Consider the following 20130-nt stretch of genomic DNA (forward strand, 5'->3'; position numbering starts at 1 on the left):
TGATTATTGGGCTGCAGTAACACTGCAGCCACTACACGCATTTTTTGAGGCAAGATAAGCGAGCTAGCTACGGCAAGAGTTATGAGCTAGGCAATGACAGAACTAGAAATCAGAAACACCATTGTATCAGAGAAAACGACTGCATCTCATTATAAAAAACATCACTCATGTACTGTAAAATCGCAGCATAAGTGATGTTTTATCGCTTAATTCGTCTATTACTTTTTATTTGTTTTCCTATTTATTATCCTATTTGTTTTTCTTAATGACCTTGACTAATTGACCTTGCGCAAATGTCTCTCTGGAATAATATCTGCTTCACCTTCGCCAATATGACTAAAAGCCTCTTCATTATAATTTTCTAAAATAGCAACTTCCAGCACATCGTATAATTTTTGAATCTGCTTGATAATTTGCTCGAGGCGATCATCGTTATTGACGAGTAAATACATCTTACTGTGAGTACCATCGCCAATAACACCGCAAAGAATCCCTTCAAGATTAAAAGCGCGCCGTGAAAAAAGTCCCGTAATTCTCGCCATTACCCCTGGATGATTTCTTACAATTAATTTTATAACCAAATTTTTACGTTTCATATCCTTCACGCTCCTATCATAATATGGTTGCCTTCACCCGGTGTGACGACCGGCAATACCAATTCGCCGATTTCTGTTGGGACGTTGATCACGCATCCGCCCTTGGATGACAATACTATTTTTAACTGTTCCGTATCGGATTGACCACTGTCATAATCAATACTCTCAATGCCAAATCCTTTGGCGATCATTGTAAAATCAGGATTGGATATAAATTCTGTTGCAATATATGTTTTATCGTAGAACAATTCTTGAAGCTGTCTAACCAGCCCTAAATGACCGTTGTTCATAATGATAATTTTAATATTAAGATCAAAATCTCTCATCGTTGCCAGTTCCTGCAAGTTCATGAGAATGGAGCCATCACCTGTAAATAAGATAATTTGTTTATCTGGATTAGAAAGCGCTGCACCGATCGCTGCTGGCAATCCAAATCCCATCGTGCCAAGTCCGCCAGAAGTCAACAGTATTCTCGGTTTTAAGATCGGGTAATTCTGTGCAACCCACATCTGATGCTGACCGACATCCGTACAAATGATAGCATCCTTATCTGCCACCGATGCTACTTGCTTAATAAAATTCACTGGATGATACGGCATGCCGGCAATTCCCTCGTAAAGAGGATGTGCAGTCTTTAATTCTGCGACTCTGGTCAGCCACTCACTGCGATCCCGTTCACCAATTACCATCGCTATTTGATCCAGCGCATCACGTGCATCGCCTTCAACACAAAGTGTTGCTTGTTTTACCTTATTGATTTCTGAAGGATCAATATCAATATGGATAATCTTTGCATGCTTGCAAAATTCATTGGCATTGCCAACTGCACGATCATCAAATCGCACACCTGCGGCAATAATCAAATCCGACTCATAAAAAGCGAGGTTTGTATATTTTGCACCATGCATTCCCATAATCCCTAAACTCAATGAGTCGTCTGATGGAAAGGCACCTAGGCCCATCAACGTTGTGGCCACTGGTATTTGTTGTTTCAAAGCAAATGTTTTTAAGCTTTCAGATGCGTCGCCGCTGATAATGCCGCCGCCAACATATAGCACCGGTCTTTCTGATGTCTTTATCATTTCGATGGCCCTTTGAATTGTCTCTTTTTCTATTTTCATATCATTGACCACTGCTCTTTTTATTGGCCAATGATTGATCTCTATCATTTCCTTCTGGACATCTTTGGGAATATCGATGAGAACTGGGCCAGGACGACCGCTCTCTGCTATATAGAATGCCTCTGGTATAACCGTTAAAAGTTCTGCTGCACTTCTAACTAAAAAATTATGTTTTGTAATTCCTAGCGTAAGACCATATGTGTCTATTTCCTGAAAAGCATCCGATCCCACCATGCTGTAGGCAATTTGACCTGTAATAGCAATAAGCGGGACGCTGTCCAGTTTTGCATCTGCAATTGCTGTGACGAGATTCGTTACACCCGGTCCCGACGTCGCCATGCAGACTGCCGTCTTGCCTGTTGTTCTCGCCATTCCCTGTGCAATAAATCCGGCTCCCTGTTCATGACGCGCCAGTATGTGCCGAATAGAACTATTGGCTAACGCGCTGTACAGCGGCAGGTTCGCCCCTCCGGGAATCCCCGAAATTGTATCAATACCAAACTGCTCTAATAATTTAATTGTAATTTCTGCGCCAGATAATTTCATGACTGCCTCCCAAACGTGAAATAAATTGGGCTATACAAATAAGAGACCATATCATGGGAAAATGGTATAAAAAAACCCCCTCTCTACGCGTATGCATAGAGACGAGGTATACTCGCGGTACCACTCTATTTGATTCCTATGGAATCCTCTTATTCGATAGCAAACACTATCTATCCTGATAACGGTGGATACCGATTGCCCTTTTGAGTCGGGCAACAGTTCATGGGTGACTTCAAGATCAACACACTACCGGCTTTTCACCAACTACCGGCTCTCTGCAAGCTATTCAATCTCTACTCCGTCCAATCATCACTTTTGAATTACATGAATAATAACAAAATATTAAATTGTTGTCAATCCTTTTGTTCAAATTTTTAAAATTTAAACACTTTTTTTGATATCTATCACTCTTTTCAGCCATTTTCAGCAAGTGGTAATGCTAAATCCCCTTATAACACAACGTAACAGTCACACACTTAATGCGCGACATCTTTTCAATAATTCACCCTCACTATTTATGAGTGAGTCAATTGATTTTCCTACTTAACATTACGCTTGATAGATGCGCAATATCAGGAGTTATGATAAACTGAATGAAATAGATCCCACCATGATCTGTCACAATATGACAATTTTAAATGAACGAGGCAAAAATGATCAATCACAAACAATTATTGACCCTCAAAATGGTCGCTGAAGAAAGCAGTTATTCGCTTGCAGCAAAAAAACTCTTTATAACGCAACCCGCTGTAAGTTTGCAAATAAAAGCAATTGAACAAATTACAGGTTTTCAGATCTTTGAAAGGTGTGATGGCGAACTGGCATTAACACCCTCTGGCCGTATTCTCTATGAACAGGCTAATATTATATTAAATCAATATGAAACGCTTAATGATTTTATTCGCCAGTCTCAAAGCGTTAAAAACGGCACACTAAAACTTGCCACGAGTACGATTCCTGGCGAATACATCTTGCCAAAGCTCATCTTTGAATTCAGAAAACATTTCCCAGATATACTTGTCGATGTTGAAATTTCAGCTTCCAGCAAAGTCGTTAACTATGTATTAAACGGTGAGTACGAAGTTGGTCTCGTCGGTTTTGCACCAACACATCGCGAATTGAGTGTCAGACAGCTGTGGCCGGAACGGTTAAAGATAATCAAGCCTTCAAAACTGCTTTTTGACCCGACTTCACTTCGTCAGATACTGGAACAGCCGCTGATTATGCGGGAAGACGGTTCCGGTACAAAGGATGTCGTCATGCGCTATTTAGGCGATCACGGCATCACATCCCGAAGTTTTTCACCCGCTGCTGTCTTTGGCAGTACAAGAGCTGTTATATCAGCCGTAGAAGCGGGATTAGGCATTGGCTGGGTATCTGAGCTGGCAATTAAAGAACCGCTTCACAGCGGCCGTATAACGGTTCTAGATGAGCGTTTTGACATCTTAAGACATTTTTATCTCATTACACGAAAAAAGAGGACGTTAAGTCCTCTATCAGATCATTTTATTCAATTTCTTGAAGCTGTACAACTCTCAGAATAACAGTTATCGAAAATTTAATGCGTTCACAACGCATTGACATCAACGACTTTTTTCTGCAACGCCTGTTTACCATAGAGTTTATAGGCGTTGACTGGGCAAAAGTTGAGACATCGCATACATGCAATACAGCGCTCATGGTTTCTTTCCGGTATACGACCAACCATTTCAATTGCCTGCATCGGACAAAAATGTGAACACTGTCCGCATCCAATGCATTTTGACGCATCCAAGGTGATTTTCTGACTCATATTCTGCCAAACCTTTGGCGAATGAGAAATCCGACGCATTAAATCTGATAAAATCGGAATACGGCGCCACTTAGCACGTCCATCGATAAGATCGCGAACATATCGGTCGACATCAATAAGCGCACGCTTATCCTTAATCTCACCTTCAAATTGTTTCTTGCGGCTGAGCTGCATGCTCGTCGACATCTTAAACTCTCTGGCACCAATACATTGGTAGCCTTTTTTTGTCAGCAGTTTTTTCATTGGGCCAACAATCCCGCCAGAAAACTGTTCCATTGTATCTGCCATAAAAATCTTTCGCCCCTGACCGGACGGCAATGATTCGGCAAACTGCCATACAATAGGAAATGTCGATTGAATTGCTACAGGAAATATTAAGCCGACATGACAAGCGTCCGGCAATTCGACAGAATCCAAATGGATCATGTTTCGCAAAACTGCTTTGTACTGATAAACGCTAAATGCATTCAGCATTTCATTGGCGATGCGCGTCGTATTGCCCGTACCTGAAAAGTAGAATAGAACAATCTGTTTTTTCTCTAACATAGCCGCTCCTTTAATACCCGTTTCCGTTTGCATGTTCACTTTTTCGCTTCAAATGACTATCGTTCATTCGCGCAGCTTCTATGTATTCTCATTGATTTTTCTTGACGTTTTTATTATTTATCCTTTCGCCACAATTTAAGAATCAGGATGCTTTAAGAACCTACGTAAGTTGCTAAAAGTTATTTCGCTACACTAATTATATTATAACCTTTGAACTCATATTGCGCAATTATTCTGACATTGATAAACGAATGCTTTTTAAATACTTTTCACTGGTATTGCCGTCAATATGCTGTTAACAGTTTAAAGTTTTTTACTCTAATTTAAAAAGCCGCGTACACAGCCCAAATTCAATGCTGGCATACGCGGTTTCTTTATCCATTTCTAAAAACAGTCTTTTCATTTTTTTGCTTTTTACATTTCACTTTTCATTTATTGGCGCTTCGCCTATCGCAGATGGCATTAAGCTTCCAGCGCCTTGCTTCTGTTTTGACGCGATTTTTGCAATATAAAGAGCAATGCAAAGATAACAATACCGATAAAATCCTGATAAACATTTTCAGTAATAAGCAAGAATGAACCGGCAAATACAACAACGCGAATTAATGGATTGAGCTTGCCGTAAAAATAACCTTCCGTTGCAATGCCGATCATGAGTACGCCGACGATCGCCGTCACCGCTACACGTATGGCCTCAAGCGGTGTCGTATCAATAAGCAGCAAGACATTGTTGAACACAAACATATACGGCACAATAAACCCTGCCAGCGACAACTTGACAGATTGTATCCCCGTCTTCATTGGATCGCCGCCTGAAATGCCCGCCGCTGCAAATGATGCCAGTGCAACAGGTGGTGTAATATTGGCAAACATGGCAAAGTAAAAGACAAACATATGCGCTGCAATGGCCGGCACACCTAACTGAACCAGTGCTGGCGCCGCCATTGTCGCCGTAATAAGGTAAGCCGGAATAGACGGTAAGCCCATCCCTAAAATCATACAGGTAATCATTGTAAGAACCAATGTTGCCAGCAGATTGGTTTTACCAAGCTGAATAATCGCATTGGCCATATTGAGACCAAAGCCCGTCAAACTAACGACGCCAATGATAATGCCGACAACGGCACAGGCAATTGCAACCGACACGACCGAACGCGTCCCCTCTTCAAGGGCATCGAAGATATCTTTCACACTCATACGCGTTTCTTTTCTAATCATACTGATTAAAACAGTGGCAACGATCGTGCAAAATGCTGAAAATATAACCGTTGTACCGCTAAACAGCAACATATAGAGCAGAAAAATAATCGGCAAAAGCAAATGACCTCTCGTCCTCATAACATCTTTTACTTTTGGCAATTCCTCTTTAGGAATGCCGACGAGGTTATTTTTAGCAGCTCTGAGCTGTACTTGTACAATAATGCCTAGATAGTAGAGAAGCGCTGGTATGGCTGCACTGACGACAATGATACTGTAACGCATTCCAAGCATTTCAGCCATAATAAATGCAGCAGCGCCCATTACTGGGGGCAGCAGCTGTCCGCCAACCGATGCCGATGCTTCAACAGAGCCTGAAAATTCACTGGAATATCCCGTCTTCTTCATAAGTGGTATGGTGAAAGCACCTGTTGTCACGACATTCGCAACAGCAGAACCGTTAATGCTGCCGAGAAATCCGCTGGCAATAACCGCAACTTTTGCCGGACCGCCTTTTGTATGTCCTGCAAGTGCTAAGGCAATATCGTTAAAAAACTGCCCCATACCCGACTTGTTCATAACGGCACCAAAGAGGATGAACAAGAAAATATAGCTGGCTGCAACATTTACTGATGTGCCGTAAATCCCCTCGGTGTTAATAAAGGCATGGTTTACAAGTTTTGCCCAATCATAACCGCGATGCATAAAGATACTTGGCATATGCTGTCCAAACAGTCCATATGCTAAAAACAGTCCACTTAAAATAACGAGCGGCCACCCTGAAATTCTTCGCGATGCCTCCATAACGAGCAGGATCAACATCGTTCCCATAATGATATCCATGGTATTGGGCATCCCCATACGGTTGATAAAGTCAATATAGTTGGTCCAGACATAGGCTGCGACTGATAATGACAGCAGTGCCAACACGACATCATACCATGGTATTGAAGTTCGACTGCCCTTTTTATGTGCCGGGTAGAGAAAGAACGCCATAAAAAGCATCATCGACACGTGCAGTGAACGATGCAAATGCGTTGCCGGATAGCCGACAAATGATGTAATAAAGTGATAAAGAGCAATGATGATTGCAATCCAATAAATTGCTTTGGCAAGCGTTTTATTTTCAAATTTACGCGTTTTCGATTCTTTGTCATATTTTTCTAAAATTTCTTGTTGCTGCGCTTCCATATTGATATCGATGGCATCTAATGATTTAGCCATTGTGTGATCCTCCCTTTGATTTCAAGCTTAAGCGGCTCATGATGCGGCATTTCACTTCCCTGGATCAATATGCTATCGTTAATGGCAATATACTGCAGCGCCGTATGCGAGTTAAACCACTGAATATGGTCAAACATATCACCGAGGTCACGCATATACACCATGCCGTTTTCAACAGACATCGTCCCTTTATCTTCCGGAATGCCGGCACCAAAACCCGCAACGCGAATTTCCTCAAGCTGTAAACTTCCGGCATCTGTGACATAAAAATCTTCATACCACGGAATGTGTTCAAAAGAGTGTATCCATTCATAAGTTACTTTATCACCTGGTTGTATTTTCGAAATTGCATAGATTTCACCAGTTTCTTGATGTGAAATAACCAGCACTTTGGATTGATTGCCGATGAAAGACAATACACCAATCAGAAAAATTATACTGAAAATACCGATGATGAGCCGTTTAAGCAATGAGGAAGCTTTTGCAGGCTTCCTCATTGTTGCCTTTGTGTACATGTCTATTTAATACCTTGCTCTTCGTAATATTTTAATGCTCCCGGATGAAGTGGAATATCGACGCCGATTAATGCATTTTCAAGTGAGATATGTTTCTCTGCCGTCGCATGCGATGCTTTGATATCTGAAATATTGTCAAAGATGCCTTTTGTGAGATCGTATACAACGTCTTCCGGTAAATCTTCTCGTACCAGCAAAAGATTGCGAACCGTTGCCGTCGTAACATCTGTGGTTGTGCCATAGACATCTGATGGAATAGTCGCCTCAACAAAGAAAGGATACTTGGTAATCAAGTTTTTGAGGCCTTCGCCCTCAATTGGAACCACGACGATATTGGCAACTGTACCGAGTTCCATAACCGTTGCATTTGGAATACCACTGGTCACGAATACGGCATCAACAAGATTATTTTTCATTTGGTCAATGGCTTCGCCATAGTTTAAATAATCGACTTCTGAGTCTTCATAGCTCATACCATGCGCTTCATACATCATTCGTGCATTGAGCTCAACGCCTGAGTTAGGCGCACCGACGCCAACGCGTTTACCTTTAAGATCTTCAAATTTTGTGATGCCCGTTTTATCTGTTGTGACGAGCTGTACGTAATTCGGATAAAGCCCCATAAGCGCTCTAAGATTCGAAGCCGGTTCTTTATCTTCAAATGCACCAAATGCACTATATGCCTGTGCGACAGAATCTGACATTGTAATGGCGAGTTCGGCATCACTGTTTAAGATCAGATTGATGTTTTCAACAGATGCCCCCGTTGACTGTGCAGATGATTTATAACCCAGTTTGTTTTGGAACACGCTGGAAAATGCACCGCCAATTGGATAATAGAGTCCGCTGGTCGGACCAGTTGCTACTGTAATAAAGTACTTGCTGCGATCAAGTGTTGAACCACTGTCTGCTGATGTTTCCGTTGCTGTACTGCTGCTTTCACCTGCTGTTGACCCTGAACTATCAGCCGGTGTACTGCATCCGCCTAAGATAAGCATGCCAATCATTAGTACCATTAATAGCTTTACGAAACCATTTTTAATCATGTTTTCCTCCCCATATTTTGATTACACTAATATATTGCAAATAGCATGCCAATGATAGACAGCGCTTATTTTTAGTTATACGATCACTAAATAGGTGATCAATTGTATGAAAATACACGCCTAAGACCACTTTGATACTTTTGCCACAGATCGAAAGCGGCAAAAAATGAAACGGCATTTTTTGCCGCTGAGGCAAATTGTGCCGTTATCTTCAATGCATCCGCTTCGGTAATGGCATAATCCATAAGTACCGTTTACTAATTGACGTCTTTTAAATCGTATTCCTGGATTTTATTGCGAAGACCTCGTTCGCTTATACCAAGCATTGTCGCCGTCGCCTTTCGATGCCCTTTGTTTAATTTGAGTGCTGCGCGAATCAGTTCCCTTTCCGCCTCTTGCAGTGTTAGCCCAACAAGGTTGTTGGTACCGATTTTTGAAGCAATTTTAAGATCCAATCGCTCTGAGGCATTATTTTGTCCCTCGACCACTTCAATCGGCAAATCCGATACTTCGATGACGCCGTCTTTGCTGAGCAATACAGCACATTCAATAATATTAGCCAGTTCCCGCACATTGCCAGGATACTGGTAATTGAGCATCAATGATTCTGCCTCTGCTGAAAAGCCTTTAACCGCTTTTGAAAGTTCGCTGTTATAAAGCGCTATAAAGTGATGAAACAGTAATGGCAAATCCTGCCTTTTCTCGCGCAGCGGCGGCATGGCAATATTAATGACATTCAGCCTGAAATAGAGGTCGCTTCTGAATTTTCCTTCTTCCACCATGCGTTTTAAATCGCGATTAGTTGCCGCGATAACGCGTACATTGATCCGCATCGATTCATTGCTGCCCAGCGGCGTAATGGTTTTCTGCTGCAGCACCCTTAAAAGCTTTGCTTGGAGTCCCAACGCCATATCACCTATCTCATCCAGAAATATGGTCCCGTTGTTGGCGTATTCGAATTTTCCGGCTTTATCGGCAATTGCCCCTGTGAAGGTTCCCTTCTTATGACCGAACAGCTCTTCTTCAAGCAGCGGTTCTGGAATTGCCGCACAATTGATCTCGACAAAACGGTGGGCACGGCGTTTGCCCGAGTCATGAATCGCCCTTGCGACGAGCTCTTTGCCTGTTCCACTCTCTCCAGTAATGACGACGCTGGTTTCGACATCTTTTAGTTTTTCAACATACTGATACACTCTGACCATTCCCGGACTTTTGCCGATAATACCATAGTAACCCTCATCACTAACGGTGATATCACTGTAACTGACGACTTTATTTTTTTCACGGTCAATCAGCGCCTGTGCAATGACATCATCAAGCGCATCCAAGCTCAGCGGTTTTGTCAAATAAGTATAGGCACCTTTTTTAATGGCATCAACCGATGAGACGATAGAGCCATAGGCGGTCATCATAATGACTTGAATATTGGCATCAATGCCTTTGATCTCCTGTAAAAGATCAATGCCGTCATAATGACCGATGCGTAAATCCAGCAACACGAGGCTAAAATCCTCTTTGACTAAATAGTCCAGTCCTTCCAGTGGATTAACCGTCGCGCTGACATCGTATTTATCTTCCAAAGCAAATGTCAGCGATGAACATATGTCTTTTTCATCATCGATAATGAGTATCCGTTCTTTCATAACTCTCCCCCAAAAATTAAGCGTACGGTTGTCCCCTGATATTTTTCACTGCGCACTTCAATGGTGCCATGGTTTTCTTCAATCATTTGTTTAGAAAGCGACATGCCAATGCCGGACCCCTTCGCCTTCGTGGTATAAAAGAGCTCAAACATATTGAGCAGCTCATCACTCGTCATACCGACGCCGTTGTCAATCACTTCAATAATCGTGCCGCAGGCTTCTTTGCGTGCATTAATCGCAATGACTTCTTCGGCTGTCGTCGCATACTGCCGCATGTCTATTACCGCTTCAATCGCATTGAGGATAAGGTTGATAATAACCTGTTTCATTTGATTTTTATCTACTGCGATTACGAGTGTCTGATCAACGGACATTTCCAGCCGCATTTGATGCGCGTTGATCGTTGGCAAGAACAAAAGTGTACACGACTGAATCAAATCCTGCACATGAACACTTTCAACATTTCTCGCTTTTGGTTTAACATAGTCAATGAGATTTTCAATCAGCGCATTGACACGGTCCACTTCGTTGGGAACCACTTCGCTAAATTGCTGCTGAAAAGCTTCATTATCCTTTTTCCGCGGCAAAAGTGCCGCATACGTCTTAATAGAGGTCAGCGGATTTCTGATTTCATGTGCAATCCCTGAAACGATTTGTATGAGTGCACGGTTTTTCTCGCGTTCTGCAACGCGTTCTTTTAAGAGTTTTTCTTCTGTAATATCTTCTATGGTAATAATGCCGCCCCTTGCATCTGCAAGCGGATAGACGACAAATCGGTAATAGTGACGACGACTGTGAGATTCAACCATAAATTCCTGATTATGATAGGATTCACCATCGACGAGAATGCGCTCCAGTCTTCCGTCAAGCATTTTATCAAGTGGATGCAGCGAAGTAATAGAGCGCCCAATTGGTGCTTCTGAGAGCTGACAAATCGTTTGAGCCGGTACATTCATCGCAGATACATTGCCCTCTTTGTCGAAAATGACAATACTGCGCGGACTGCTTTCAAAGATAAGGTTCTTAAGTTCATTCGTTGTCTTAATTTCAACAATCTTACGCTCAAGCTGCTGATTAGTCGTGCTGAGTTCTTGTGTTTTTTCATCTACTCGCCGCTTTAACTGAAAGCTAATAAAAGCGCCTGTTAATGCGCCAAGAAAGACAAAAGACAGCACAACACCCATTATTTTTAGGATGCGCTGGATCCTTTGTTGATTCGCAATGGCCTTGTCATCAATCCAGCGGTTATAAATCGCCTCATAAGTTCCGCTAAGCTTTAAATTTCTAAGCTCTGTGTTAATCTTATTCAACAGTGTGACCCGGTCTTTATGTACAGCCATGTAATAGTCGATGGGGGTCACATAGGTATTGCTAATATAATACTGATCGGCTAAGCCGTTTTGATCAAGCACATATTCTGCTACGTGCCGCACGCCAACCATCATATCAGCGCGCCCAAGCAGCATTAAATCAGCCACTGTCTGCTGATTAAATGCATTGTTAAAATTTGCTTTTTTGATATTTTTAACAAATTCAAACTCCGTACTATTGCGTTCGACCGCAATGACCAAAGGCTCAACACCAAGCTTTTCTTTTATCTCTGACTCTTTATCCTGCAGCATAATAATCGAAATCGTCGAATTGACCAGCGAATCAGAATAACTCATCCATTCGCTGTACGCTGCATTAAAACGAAGCCCGAGGACAATATCAATCTCCTTAGCCTTAAAAGCTTCAATACAGTTTTCAATGGGCAGCGGCACGAATTCGATCGGCTGATCCATATCATTGAACAACTGCTGCGTTAAATCCAACAGCAAGCCCTTATATTCACCATTCTCTTCAAACTGGTATGGCGGCAGTGTCGGGTCATACCCAATGCGAAGTACTTGTTCTGCCATGACAACTTCTTCTGAATAGGTCGGGAGAACCAACATGGTCATCAGCAGCATACAGACCATTATCCCTATTGTTAAACGCTTTAGAAACCCCATTTTCCCCACAGTTTATGCCCCTTATGCATGCTATGTATGCGATTGACAATTCATTGATCTTTCGTTCTTAGTATAGTGTATCAAAACACTCCTGTAAATGGCCTTAAGTTTCTTACACCATCAAAACAGGGAAAATCCTAAAACTAAAACAGAAAAATCAGAATAATATTTTTTACCAAGATAAAGAGGGCTGTCAATGATTGACAGCCCTCTTTGGATGTACTCGCTAAACCCACTGCTTATTACAGTGTTTCATTACATCAATACTATAATGCTTCAATTAATGCGTCGACAATAGCTTCCCAATCGCCAACGACCTTATAATCAGAGACGTCAAAGATTGGTGCGTTGGCATCACGGTTAACGCTGATAATCAACCCTGCCGTTTTGATCCCGCAAGTATGATGCGCTGCGCCGGAGATACCAAATCCCAAATATACTTTTGGTTTTATTGCCACACCACTGGTGCCAATCATCGTTTCCTCGTGTTCGGTCCACCCCTCATCCAGCGCAGGCCTTGTACAGCCTGTGACGCCGTTAAGTTTTGAGGCAAGCACTTCAAGCTTTTGCCAGCCATCTTGTGTGCCGATTCCAAAGCCGCCTGTTACGACGAGCTCTGCGCCGCCGAGTGACACTTTTTCCTTAACTTCTTCAATGACTTCAAGCACTTCAATTTTATCGCCAAAGCCTTTGATGTCAGGACTAAATGCTTCAACCACAGCTTTTTGGCCGCTAAACTGTTGCTTTGTTGCAAGTCCAGCTTTCATGCTGGCCATTTGCGGTCTGTAATTCGGACAAAGAATGTCCCCGAGGACTTTCCCGCCAAATGCCGGAACGACCTGTACAAATTGTCCATCTTCTCGAATGTTTAACTCCACGCAGTGAGCCGCCATTCCCGTATCAAGTATCTTTGCAGCCGTTGGGCCAATTTCCTCACCCTTGAGCGTCGCCCCCACAAGCACGATCTCAGGCTTGTACTCTTTGCATGTTTCTGCAAGTGCTTCAGCATAAAAATCTGGTCGGTACTGCGCGTATTTTGCGTCATCGATGAGTATAATGCGGTCTGCGCCGTGTTCCCCGAGCAAATCTGTATACTGATCCAATTGATGTCCTATGACAACGGCTGTTACTTCTGGGTTATGAGAAAGTTTTGACTTTAAAACAGTTGCTTCACCAAGTAATTCCAAAGAATTTTCGATGATTTTTCCCTTGCTCGTTTCGCAGAATACATGAATGCCTTTATAAGCCGAAATATCCACTATGTTCACCTCCTTAACCTATGATCACGCCGGTCTTTTTGATCTCGGCAATGATTTTTTGTGCAACAGCATCTGGCTCTCCCGAAATGAGTTCGCTTTTACGGCTCATATCCGGCGAGAAGATATCGCCCGGCTGCGTTGGTGAACCCTTAAGACCAATATACGCTGGATCTAAATCCAAGTCATCCGCCCTAAAGATGGTTAACGGCTTGTTTTTTGCTTTTAAAATGCCCATGACGTTTGGAATACGAGGTTCATTGGTTTCTCTAACCACTGAGAAAACCGCAGGCAGTGCTACGCGATATCTGATGCTGCCGTCGTCGGTTTTCCGTTCAACAGTCACTTTTCCTTCATCATAGGTCATATTGATGATATTTGTCATATGGGGTATTGCCATCCATTCACCAAGCTGGCTTGGAACTTGCGCCGTTCCCCCGTCCTCTGTTTCGTTTCCAAGAAGAATAATGTCATATTCGCCTGTTTTTTCAATGGCTTTGTATAACGTATATGATGTCGCCCACGTATCGGCACCACCTAATGCGCGGTCACTGCATAGAAAGGCTTCATCAACACCCATGGCGAGGACTCTGCGTAAATTTTCAACAGCGCTATCCGGCGCCATTGTAAATACGGTCACCTTACCACCGTGAAGTTCTTTAAGTTTTAGTGCTGCCTCTATCGCATTCTTATCCATCGTATTAATAATGGTTGGAATGCCGTCACGATTCACACGTTTGGTCTTTGGGTCAATGGTGATTTTGTCGTAATGGTCTGAATCGGGAACAGGCTTTACACATACTGCAATACTTAATGACATGGTTTCACTCCTATCTTAAAACATTTCCAGCGACGATTACTTTCATAATTTGTGATGTTCCGCCTGATGGAATATTTGCAAGCGCGTCACGTAAAAATCTGCCGACAGGATATTCATTGATAACACCATAGCCGCCCATGAGGTCAATCGTTCTTCTTGATGCGGTAACAGCTGCTTCTGTCGCAAAGTATTTAACGGCTGCAAGTCTAGGCACCGCATCTTCGCCTCTGTCATAAATGGCAGTTGCATTATAAAGCATTGTAGATGCTGCTTCGAAATCAATTTCATTTTCAGCAATCATCGCTTGAATTGCAGGTACTTTTGCTAATGGTTTGCCGTAAATAATTCTTTCTTTACTAAATTTAATGGATTCTTCTACACAGCCTCTTAAGATACCAATTGCAATGGCTGACATCCCAGAACGTCCGAAGTGTCCAATTGTATGCATTGCAACCGCAGCACCTTTGCCAGCTTTACCGACGAGGGCATCTGGTCCTAATTGAACGTCTTTTGCGATGGTATCGCCTGTTACAGAACCTCTTAAGCCCAGTTTATTTTCTTTTCTGCCCGCTGAGAGTCCAGGGGTTCCAGGAGGAATCAGTACAGCGCTCAGTACTTTACGACCTTTTTCATTGACGCCGCTTGTACCCGTCCACACATTGACGTCTGCAATGTGAGAATTTGTAATGAATACTTTACGACCGTTAAGGACAAAACCGTTTTCTGTTTGTTCAATCGTTGTCGCTTGTGTTGTAAGATCAGAACCGCCTGTTGGTTCCGTTACTGAAAGACCACCAATGAGCTCGCCTGAACAGAGTTTAGGAAGCCATTCTTTTTTATGTGCTTCTGAACCATGATTGTAGATTGCCGCTACTGCAAGGCCATGTGTCATTAACGCAATTGCGAAACCAGCACTATGTCTTGCGACTTCTTCGAGCATAATGGCTCTTTCTGTAAGACCTAAGCCAGCTCCGCCGTATTCTGGTGATACGAAAAGGCCAAGCAGCCCTTGCTCACCAAAGACTTTAAACAATTCTTTTGGACATTTATCTTGTTCATCCCATTCTGCCGCGTGAGGTGCGATTTCTTTTTCGACAAGCTCTCTGACGACACTTCTTAACATCTTTTGATCTTCATTAAAAAACTCAAACATGTTTCCCTCCATAATTTTAGTAATGACACATTCAATAAGGTCATTATAAATGATAATACCCTAACAATCAAATATGCACTTTTTTGTGCTATAGTTACCTTTTATATACCACTACAGACCCATTGAAGCCAGTGGGATACAGAATAGACCCAATGCAATAAACGGTATTAAAATCTGCGTTATAGCAATATCAAAATAGCCTTCTTTATGCGTTAAACCGCAAATTGCAAGCAATGTAATTTGCGCCCCTTGATGCGGAAGCGTATCTAGGGTACCAGACGCAATTACTGAAATCCTGTGAACGTATTCGAGATCGACGCCCATGGCAACGTACGTATCTTTTAACGCTTCATAAGCAATACCGAGGCCACCAGACGCAGAACCGGCTGCCCCTGCTGCGATAGCTGAAGTAATGGCAACAAACCACATTGGCGACATTTTAATATTCTTAAGGCCGCCGATCACTTTCTCAAAACCGGTTGTAACTTTTACGACGCCTGCAAAACCGACGACGATTGCCGTGTTTAAGATCGCCATTGCAGAGTTTGCAGCACCCTTGTTTAAAATACTGATCAAGACATCGATGGATTTGATTTTATCCCAAAGTAATACAACCGCTGCAATGATACCAATGGTAACTGCCGCTTCAACTGGTAATTTGAAAATATTAAAACATACGAGAATTAAAATTGCTGGAATTGCCGATTTAAGAGCATTTGGAAGTTCCGTTGATTCATGAACGGATTCATCAATTGGCTTAAGTGATTCATCATGGAAAACGTAACCTTTTTTAGCAAGGCGTCTACCGCGGTATTCAAGCCAGAGGAATATGAGGACAAATTGGCCGATTGCTGCTGCAATCCCCGGAATTGCCGCTGCCATTGACCCAGTCCCCAAGTAGGTCATCGGAATAACGTTCTGAATCGACGGACTCCCCGGACCACTCATTGACCATGTCCATGCACCCGCTGAAATCGCAGCCGGAATCAAACGTCTTGAAAGGTTGGTTGATTTAAAGAGCTGCAATGCAATTGGATACATGGCGAAAAAGACGACAAAACCACTGACGCCACCATAAGTTAAAAGCCCTGTAATGAGCATAACGACTGGTGCTGCAAATTTGCCTTTGGTTACTTTAACCAATGCTGATGCAATTGATTCCGCCGCTTTCGTCTCTTCATAGATAGCACCAAAGAGTGCCCCTACAAAGAAAACGAGGAAAAACTTCTGAATGTAGCCCGCAGCTGCCTGCATGTATGGTCCCAACATCGTGTCGTACATCGGCAGTTTTGCGCATACGATGACAAAGATCGACAGCACAGGTCCCAAAATAATAGCACTGACCCGCTTAAATGCCAAAAGCGAGAATAGGATCAATGCAATGATCAAGATAAGAATATCGAACATACTAACCCTCCCCTAAATTATTTAATTTTCATCACTTCGTCTTTAAAAATCCTTTCATCCATGCGTTTCAAATCTTCTGAAATAATCGGTTTAAAGTCCATGAGATCTAGCACATCCTTTTGAAGATCAATACCAGGTGCAATTTCAGTGAGATGCATACCATCTTCTTTTAGCTCAAAGACAGCACGCTCTGTAATATACATGACCGGTTGATTGACTTTTGTTGCGTATTCGCCGCTAAACGTAACTTGCTGTACTTTCTCGATAAATTTTTTACTTTTGCCTTCGTTGAGTATTTCGAGTTTGCCGTTTTCAGCTTTTACTTTTAGTCCCCCGGCTGTGAACGTGCCACAATAAAATACTTTCTTGGCGTTTTGGGTAATATTAATGAAGCCACCGCATCCGGCAATACGTGTTCCAAACTTGCTGACATTGATATTGCCCTTAATATCTGCCTGTGCAAGTCCCAAAAAAGCAAGATCTAAACCGCCGCCATCATAGAAATCGAATTGATACGGCTGATCAAGAATACATTCTGGATTAGTTGAAGCGCCAAACGCCTTGCCGCCAGCCGGTATCCCGCCTATTGGTCCCGCTTCTACCGTAAGTGTCATATAGTCGCCAATACCTTCTTCATTGGCAACATTCGATATTGCTTCCGGCATGCCAATTCCCAGATTGACTACGGTATCCGGTTTGAGTTCCATAGCAGCCCGTCTGCCGATAATTTTACGTTCATTGAGCGGAAGCGGCTTCACGCTGTCGACAGGCACTCTAACTTCGCCTGAGAATGCCGGATTGTATTCTGATGAAAAAACTTGCTCAGCATAACAAGGCTCATCGGCTACAACGACATAGTCAACATAAATACCTGGAATAATGACAAGCTTAGGATCAATGCTGCCGGCTTTTACAATGCGCTCCACTTGCACAATGACAATGCCGCCACTATTTTTCGCTGCCTGTGCAATGGATGTCAGCTCGAGTGTAATCGCTTCTTTTTCCATAGAAATATTGCCCTTTTCATCTGCTGTGGTCCCCCTGAGGATTGCAACATGAACCGGCATTGACTTGTAAAGTAGACGTTCCTCACCCTCAATCTCAATGACTTTAACAATATCTTCTTTGGTGATGTCATTTAACTTGCCGCCTTCAATTCTTGGGTCAATAAAAGTATTGAGGCCAACGTGCGTAATCGTTCCAACACGTTTCCCCGCAATATCTCTAAAAAGATGTGAGATCGTGCCCTGAGGCAGGTTATAGCCTTCTACTTTATTTTCAAGAATCAATTTGCTGATTTTAGGCGCCAAATTGAAATGACCGCCAATAACACGCTTTAATAATCCTTCATGTGCCAAGTGATTAACGGATTTTGAATCGCCATCGCCAATCCCCGCCGCATAGAATAATGTCAAATCTTTTGGTGCCCCCGTATTGACATAACGTTCTTCAAGTGCGCAATTAATCGCTTCCGGACATCCACATCCCACGAATCCGCTAACGCTAATCGTTTGTTTATCTTCAATCAGCTGTGCTGCTTCTACTGCAGAAATAACTTTCATCCCGCGCCTCCTTACTTGCTTGAGAAGGTTGCGTCTCTTTTTTCTACAAAAGCGGCCATGCCTTCTTTTTGATCATCCGTTGCAAAACAAAGACCTACGAGATCCTTTTCAAGTTCAAGTGCATTTTTAAGATCGAGATCCAGTCCTTTGTTGATCGCCACTTTACCATATTTGATAGCAAGCGGTGCTTTTGAAAGAATTTTTGTCATCATTGCTTTTGCCTCATCAAGCAGTGTATCCTGTGCAACGACTTTGTTGGCAAGACCGATTTTTTCTGCTTCTTCAGCTTTTATATAATCTGTTGTAAAAATAAGTTCTTTTGCTTTGCCGGCGCCTACTAAACGGCTTAATCGCTGTGTTCCGCCAAAACATGGAATAATGCCGAGGTTTACTTCCGGCTGACCAAAGACTGCTCTTTCACCGGCAATACGAATATCACAAGCCATTGATAATTCACATCCACCGCCAAGTGCATAACCATTTACTGCCGCGATAACTGGTTTTTCAAGTGCTTCAATTTTGTTGAAAACATCTTGTGCAAATCCCGCGTAATCACGACCTTGTTCGCTGCCATAATCTTTCATTTGGACAATATCAGCACCTGCAACGAAGGCTTTGCCTGCGCCAGTGATAATAAGGCCTTTAACTTCTGCTGTCTTAGCACAATATGCCACCGCATCCGTCAATTCATAGAGTGTTTCGTTGTTCAGTGCATTCAATGCTTTCGGTCTGTTCATTGTAATAACTGCAATACCGTCTTCAACTTCGAAAATAATGTTTTGAAATTCCATAATTCCACTCCTTTTTAATAAGAAAATGATTTGCTTTAACTCATTTTGAGCATATCAGTTTGTCATTATTTTAACAATATCGCACTTTTTTGTAATCATCTTACCTTTTGGTTATCCTATTCCCTTCTAGTTATTTGCACTCTTTTTTGAACATCAAGAACCAATAAGTCACTAAGTACCCTTTAGGATACTGTTATTAACTGTGTTTTAGCATTTGCTCTCTGCTGTTTTTTCCTGCTCAAAAAAATATCTTACTTTCTTTATGAATCTATATAGTACAAAAAGAAACTATGTGATATAATTAACTATATAAAACTTGGAGGTGTAAAGATGTCTGCTGCATCAGATAAGATTTATCGCTGTCCACTAGAATTATCAATTGATCTAATCGGCGGAAAATGGAAGTGTGTCATTTTATGGCACTTGAGAAAAGCCCCACTGAGATTCAGCCAGTTAAAAAGACGTCTCCCAGGGGTAACTCAAAAAATGTTGACCCAGCAACTGCGTGATTTAGAAGATAACGGGCTCATCTATCGTGAGGTCTATCCCGTCGTTCCACCAAAGGTTGAATACTCCTTAACAGAGGTTGGCAAAACATTCGTGCCTGTTTTAAGATCTATGTACAAATGGGGTCGTAGCTATTCTGACAAATTCGAAGTCGAAATTGACACGACGCTTCAAGAAACAATTATTAAAGAAGAACTGTTGCAAAATCACTAACTTTAGAAATGCACATGGTTAACCGCGTACTGCTATTTTAAGAGACAAGGCAATACATACACATGCTGCAAACGGAATCATAATCGGGTAGGAGAGAAAGTTAAATAACTTTCCCGACCTCCCACAGCACCGTACGTACGGGTCTCGTATACGGCGCTTCCCAAGTTTATGCATTAACAGTTTTGTATTTGTCAGAAAAGA

General features: G+C 42.4%; 16 protein-coding genes and 1 other annotated feature. Of the genes, 2 read left to right on the top strand and 14 right to left on the bottom strand.

Annotated elements, in window-relative coordinates; translation table 11 throughout:
• Positions 1 to 275: 275 nt before the first annotated feature.
• Both ilvN and ilvB read right to left on the bottom strand, forming a co-directional pair.
• On the bottom strand, positions 276 to 596 hold the full coding sequence (gene ilvN / locus KHM83_RS18205; protein ID WP_213238462.1) for an acetolactate synthase small subunit: 321 nt from the start codon (positions 594 to 596) through the stop codon (positions 276 to 278).
• A gap of 5 nt (positions 597 to 601) precedes the next feature.
• Positions 602 to 2263, bottom strand: a complete 1662-nt coding sequence (ilvB, locus tag KHM83_RS18210; RefSeq protein ID WP_213238463.1) for a biosynthetic-type acetolactate synthase large subunit — start codon at positions 2261 to 2263, stop codon at positions 602 to 604.
• A 94-nt stretch (positions 2264 to 2357) separates the two neighbouring features.
• Positions 2358 to 2582: a binding site (T-box leader), on the bottom strand.
• A gap of 334 nt (positions 2583 to 2916) precedes the next feature.
• Between ilvB and KHM83_RS18215 the strand changes: the two genes are divergently transcribed.
• The gene (locus tag KHM83_RS18215; protein WP_213238464.1) at positions 2917 to 3807 is read left to right on the top strand and encodes a selenium metabolism-associated LysR family transcriptional regulator; all 891 of its coding nucleotides are present in this window, start codon (positions 2917 to 2919) and stop codon (positions 3805 to 3807) included.
• Positions 3808 to 3830: 23 nt separating this feature from the next.
• Here KHM83_RS18215 and KHM83_RS18220 read toward each other — a convergent pair whose 3' ends face one another.
• The 12 genes from KHM83_RS18220 to KHM83_RS18275 all read right to left on the bottom strand — a co-directional run bounded on the left by KHM83_RS18220 (position 3831) and on the right by KHM83_RS18275 (position 19209).
• Positions 3831 to 4601, bottom strand: coding sequence for an EFR1 family ferrodoxin (locus KHM83_RS18220; protein ID WP_213238465.1), 771 nt, complete (start codon positions 4599 to 4601; stop codon positions 3831 to 3833).
• 462 nt (positions 4602 to 5063) lie between these two features.
• A complete protein-coding gene (locus KHM83_RS18225; protein ID WP_213238466.1) occupies positions 5064 to 7022 on the bottom strand; it encodes a TRAP transporter permease in 1959 nt (652 codons plus the stop codon).
• On the bottom strand, positions 7007 to 7519 hold the full coding sequence (locus KHM83_RS18230) for a DUF1850 domain-containing protein (protein ID WP_213238467.1): 513 nt from the start codon (positions 7517 to 7519) through the stop codon (positions 7007 to 7009). Before KHM83_RS18230 ends, KHM83_RS18225 begins: the two co-directional genes overlap by 16 nt.
• A 20-nt stretch (positions 7520 to 7539) precedes the next feature.
• Entirely contained in the window at positions 7540 to 8583 is a 1044-nt protein-coding gene (locus tag KHM83_RS18235) for a TAXI family TRAP transporter solute-binding subunit (RefSeq protein ID WP_213238468.1), read from the bottom strand.
• Between the two features lie 257 nt (positions 8584 to 8840).
• Complete coding sequence (locus tag KHM83_RS18240) at positions 8841 to 10226, bottom strand: sigma-54-dependent transcriptional regulator (RefSeq protein WP_213238469.1); 1386 nt, start codon at positions 10224 to 10226, stop codon at positions 8841 to 8843.
• On the bottom strand, positions 10223 to 12220 hold the full coding sequence (locus KHM83_RS18245) for a transporter substrate-binding domain-containing protein (RefSeq protein ID WP_246543198.1): 1998 nt from the start codon (positions 12218 to 12220) through the stop codon (positions 10223 to 10225). The genes KHM83_RS18240 and KHM83_RS18245 overlap by 4 nt, the downstream gene beginning before the upstream one ends.
• A 266-nt stretch (positions 12221 to 12486) precedes the next feature.
• Positions 12487 to 13479 (bottom strand): electron transfer flavoprotein subunit alpha/FixB family protein, encoded by a 993-nt coding sequence (locus tag KHM83_RS18250; RefSeq protein ID WP_213238471.1) that lies wholly within the window; start codon positions 13477 to 13479, stop codon positions 12487 to 12489.
• A gap of 13 nt (positions 13480 to 13492) precedes the next feature.
• Positions 13493 to 14296: an electron transfer flavoprotein subunit beta/FixA family protein gene (locus KHM83_RS18255; RefSeq protein WP_213238472.1), complete on the bottom strand. Its 804-nt coding sequence runs from the start codon at positions 14294 to 14296 to the stop codon at positions 13493 to 13495.
• A gap of 10 nt (positions 14297 to 14306) precedes the next feature.
• Positions 14307 to 15449 (bottom strand): acyl-CoA dehydrogenase family protein, encoded by a 1143-nt coding sequence (locus KHM83_RS18260; protein WP_213238473.1) that lies wholly within the window; start codon positions 15447 to 15449, stop codon positions 14307 to 14309.
• Between the two features lie 111 nt (positions 15450 to 15560).
• Positions 15561 to 16856 carry a GntP family permease gene (locus KHM83_RS18265; RefSeq protein ID WP_213238474.1) on the bottom strand — a complete coding sequence of 432 codons (1296 nt, stop codon included), beginning with the start codon at positions 16854 to 16856 and terminating at the stop codon, positions 15561 to 15563.
• Between the two features lie 17 nt (positions 16857 to 16873).
• Complete coding sequence (locus tag KHM83_RS18270; RefSeq protein WP_213238475.1) at positions 16874 to 18418, bottom strand: acyl CoA:acetate/3-ketoacid CoA transferase; 1545 nt, start codon at positions 18416 to 18418, stop codon at positions 16874 to 16876.
• An 11-nt stretch (positions 18419 to 18429) separates the two neighbouring features.
• Positions 18430 to 19209 carry an enoyl-CoA hydratase-related protein gene (locus KHM83_RS18275; RefSeq protein ID WP_213238476.1) on the bottom strand — a complete coding sequence of 260 codons (780 nt, stop codon included), beginning with the start codon at positions 19207 to 19209 and terminating at the stop codon, positions 18430 to 18432.
• Between the two features lie 330 nt (positions 19210 to 19539).
• Here KHM83_RS18275 and KHM83_RS18280 point away from each other — a divergent pair, with 330 nt between their 5' ends.
• Entirely contained in the window at positions 19540 to 19929 is a 390-nt protein-coding gene (locus KHM83_RS18280) for a winged helix-turn-helix transcriptional regulator (protein ID WP_213238477.1), read from the top strand.
• Positions 19930 to 20130 lie beyond the last annotated feature (201 nt).

It is taken from the genome of Fusibacter paucivorans, from assembly GCF_018390735.1.
GTDB classification, from domain to species: domain Bacteria; phylum Bacillota; class Clostridia; order Peptostreptococcales; family Acidaminobacteraceae; genus Fusibacter; species Fusibacter paucivorans.

Excerpts from the sequence above, each read along its gene's own strand:
- KHM83_RS18260 (WP_213238473.1), bottom strand. The coding sequence starts at position 15,449 with ATGTTTGAGTTTTTTAATGAAGATCAAAAGATGTTAAGAAGTGTCGTC.
- KHM83_RS18225 (WP_213238466.1), bottom strand. The coding sequence starts at position 7,022 with ATGGCTAAATCATTAGATGCCATCGATATCAATATGGAAGCGCAGCAA.
- KHM83_RS18280 (WP_213238477.1), top strand. The coding sequence starts at position 19,540 with ATGTCTGCTGCATCAGATAAGATTTATCGCTGTCCACTAGAATTATCA.
- KHM83_RS18270 (WP_213238475.1), bottom strand. The coding sequence starts at position 18,418 with ATGAAAGTTATTTCTGCAGTAGAAGCAGCACAGCTGATTGAAGATAAA.
- KHM83_RS18245 (WP_246543198.1), bottom strand. The coding sequence starts at position 12,220 with ATGGGGTTTCTAAAGCGTTTAACAATAGGGATAATGGTCTGTATGCTG.
- KHM83_RS18240 (WP_213238469.1), bottom strand. The coding sequence starts at position 10,226 with ATGAAAGAACGGATACTCATTATCGATGATGAAAAAGACATATGTTCA.
- KHM83_RS18255 (WP_213238472.1), bottom strand. The coding sequence starts at position 14,296 with ATGTCATTAAGTATTGCAGTATGTGTAAAGCCTGTTCCCGATTCAGAC.
- ilvN (WP_213238462.1), bottom strand. The coding sequence starts at position 596 with ATGAAACGTAAAAATTTGGTTATAAAATTAATTGTAAGAAATCATCCA.
- KHM83_RS18235 (WP_213238468.1), bottom strand. The coding sequence starts at position 8,583 with ATGATTAAAAATGGTTTCGTAAAGCTATTAATGGTACTAATGATTGGC.
- KHM83_RS18215 (WP_213238464.1), top strand. The coding sequence starts at position 2,917 with ATGATCAATCACAAACAATTATTGACCCTCAAAATGGTCGCTGAAGAA.
- KHM83_RS18220 (WP_213238465.1), bottom strand. The coding sequence starts at position 4,601 with ATGTTAGAGAAAAAACAGATTGTTCTATTCTACTTTTCAGGTACGGGC.
- ilvB (WP_213238463.1), bottom strand. The coding sequence starts at position 2,263 with ATGAAATTATCTGGCGCAGAAATTACAATTAAATTATTAGAGCAGTTT.
- KHM83_RS18265 (WP_213238474.1), bottom strand. The coding sequence starts at position 16,856 with ATGTTCGATATTCTTATCTTGATCATTGCATTGATCCTATTCTCGCTT.
- KHM83_RS18230 (WP_213238467.1), bottom strand. The coding sequence starts at position 7,519 with ATGAGGAAGCCTGCAAAAGCTTCCTCATTGCTTAAACGGCTCATCATC.
- KHM83_RS18275 (WP_213238476.1), bottom strand. The coding sequence starts at position 19,209 with ATGGAATTTCAAAACATTATTTTCGAAGTTGAAGACGGTATTGCAGTT.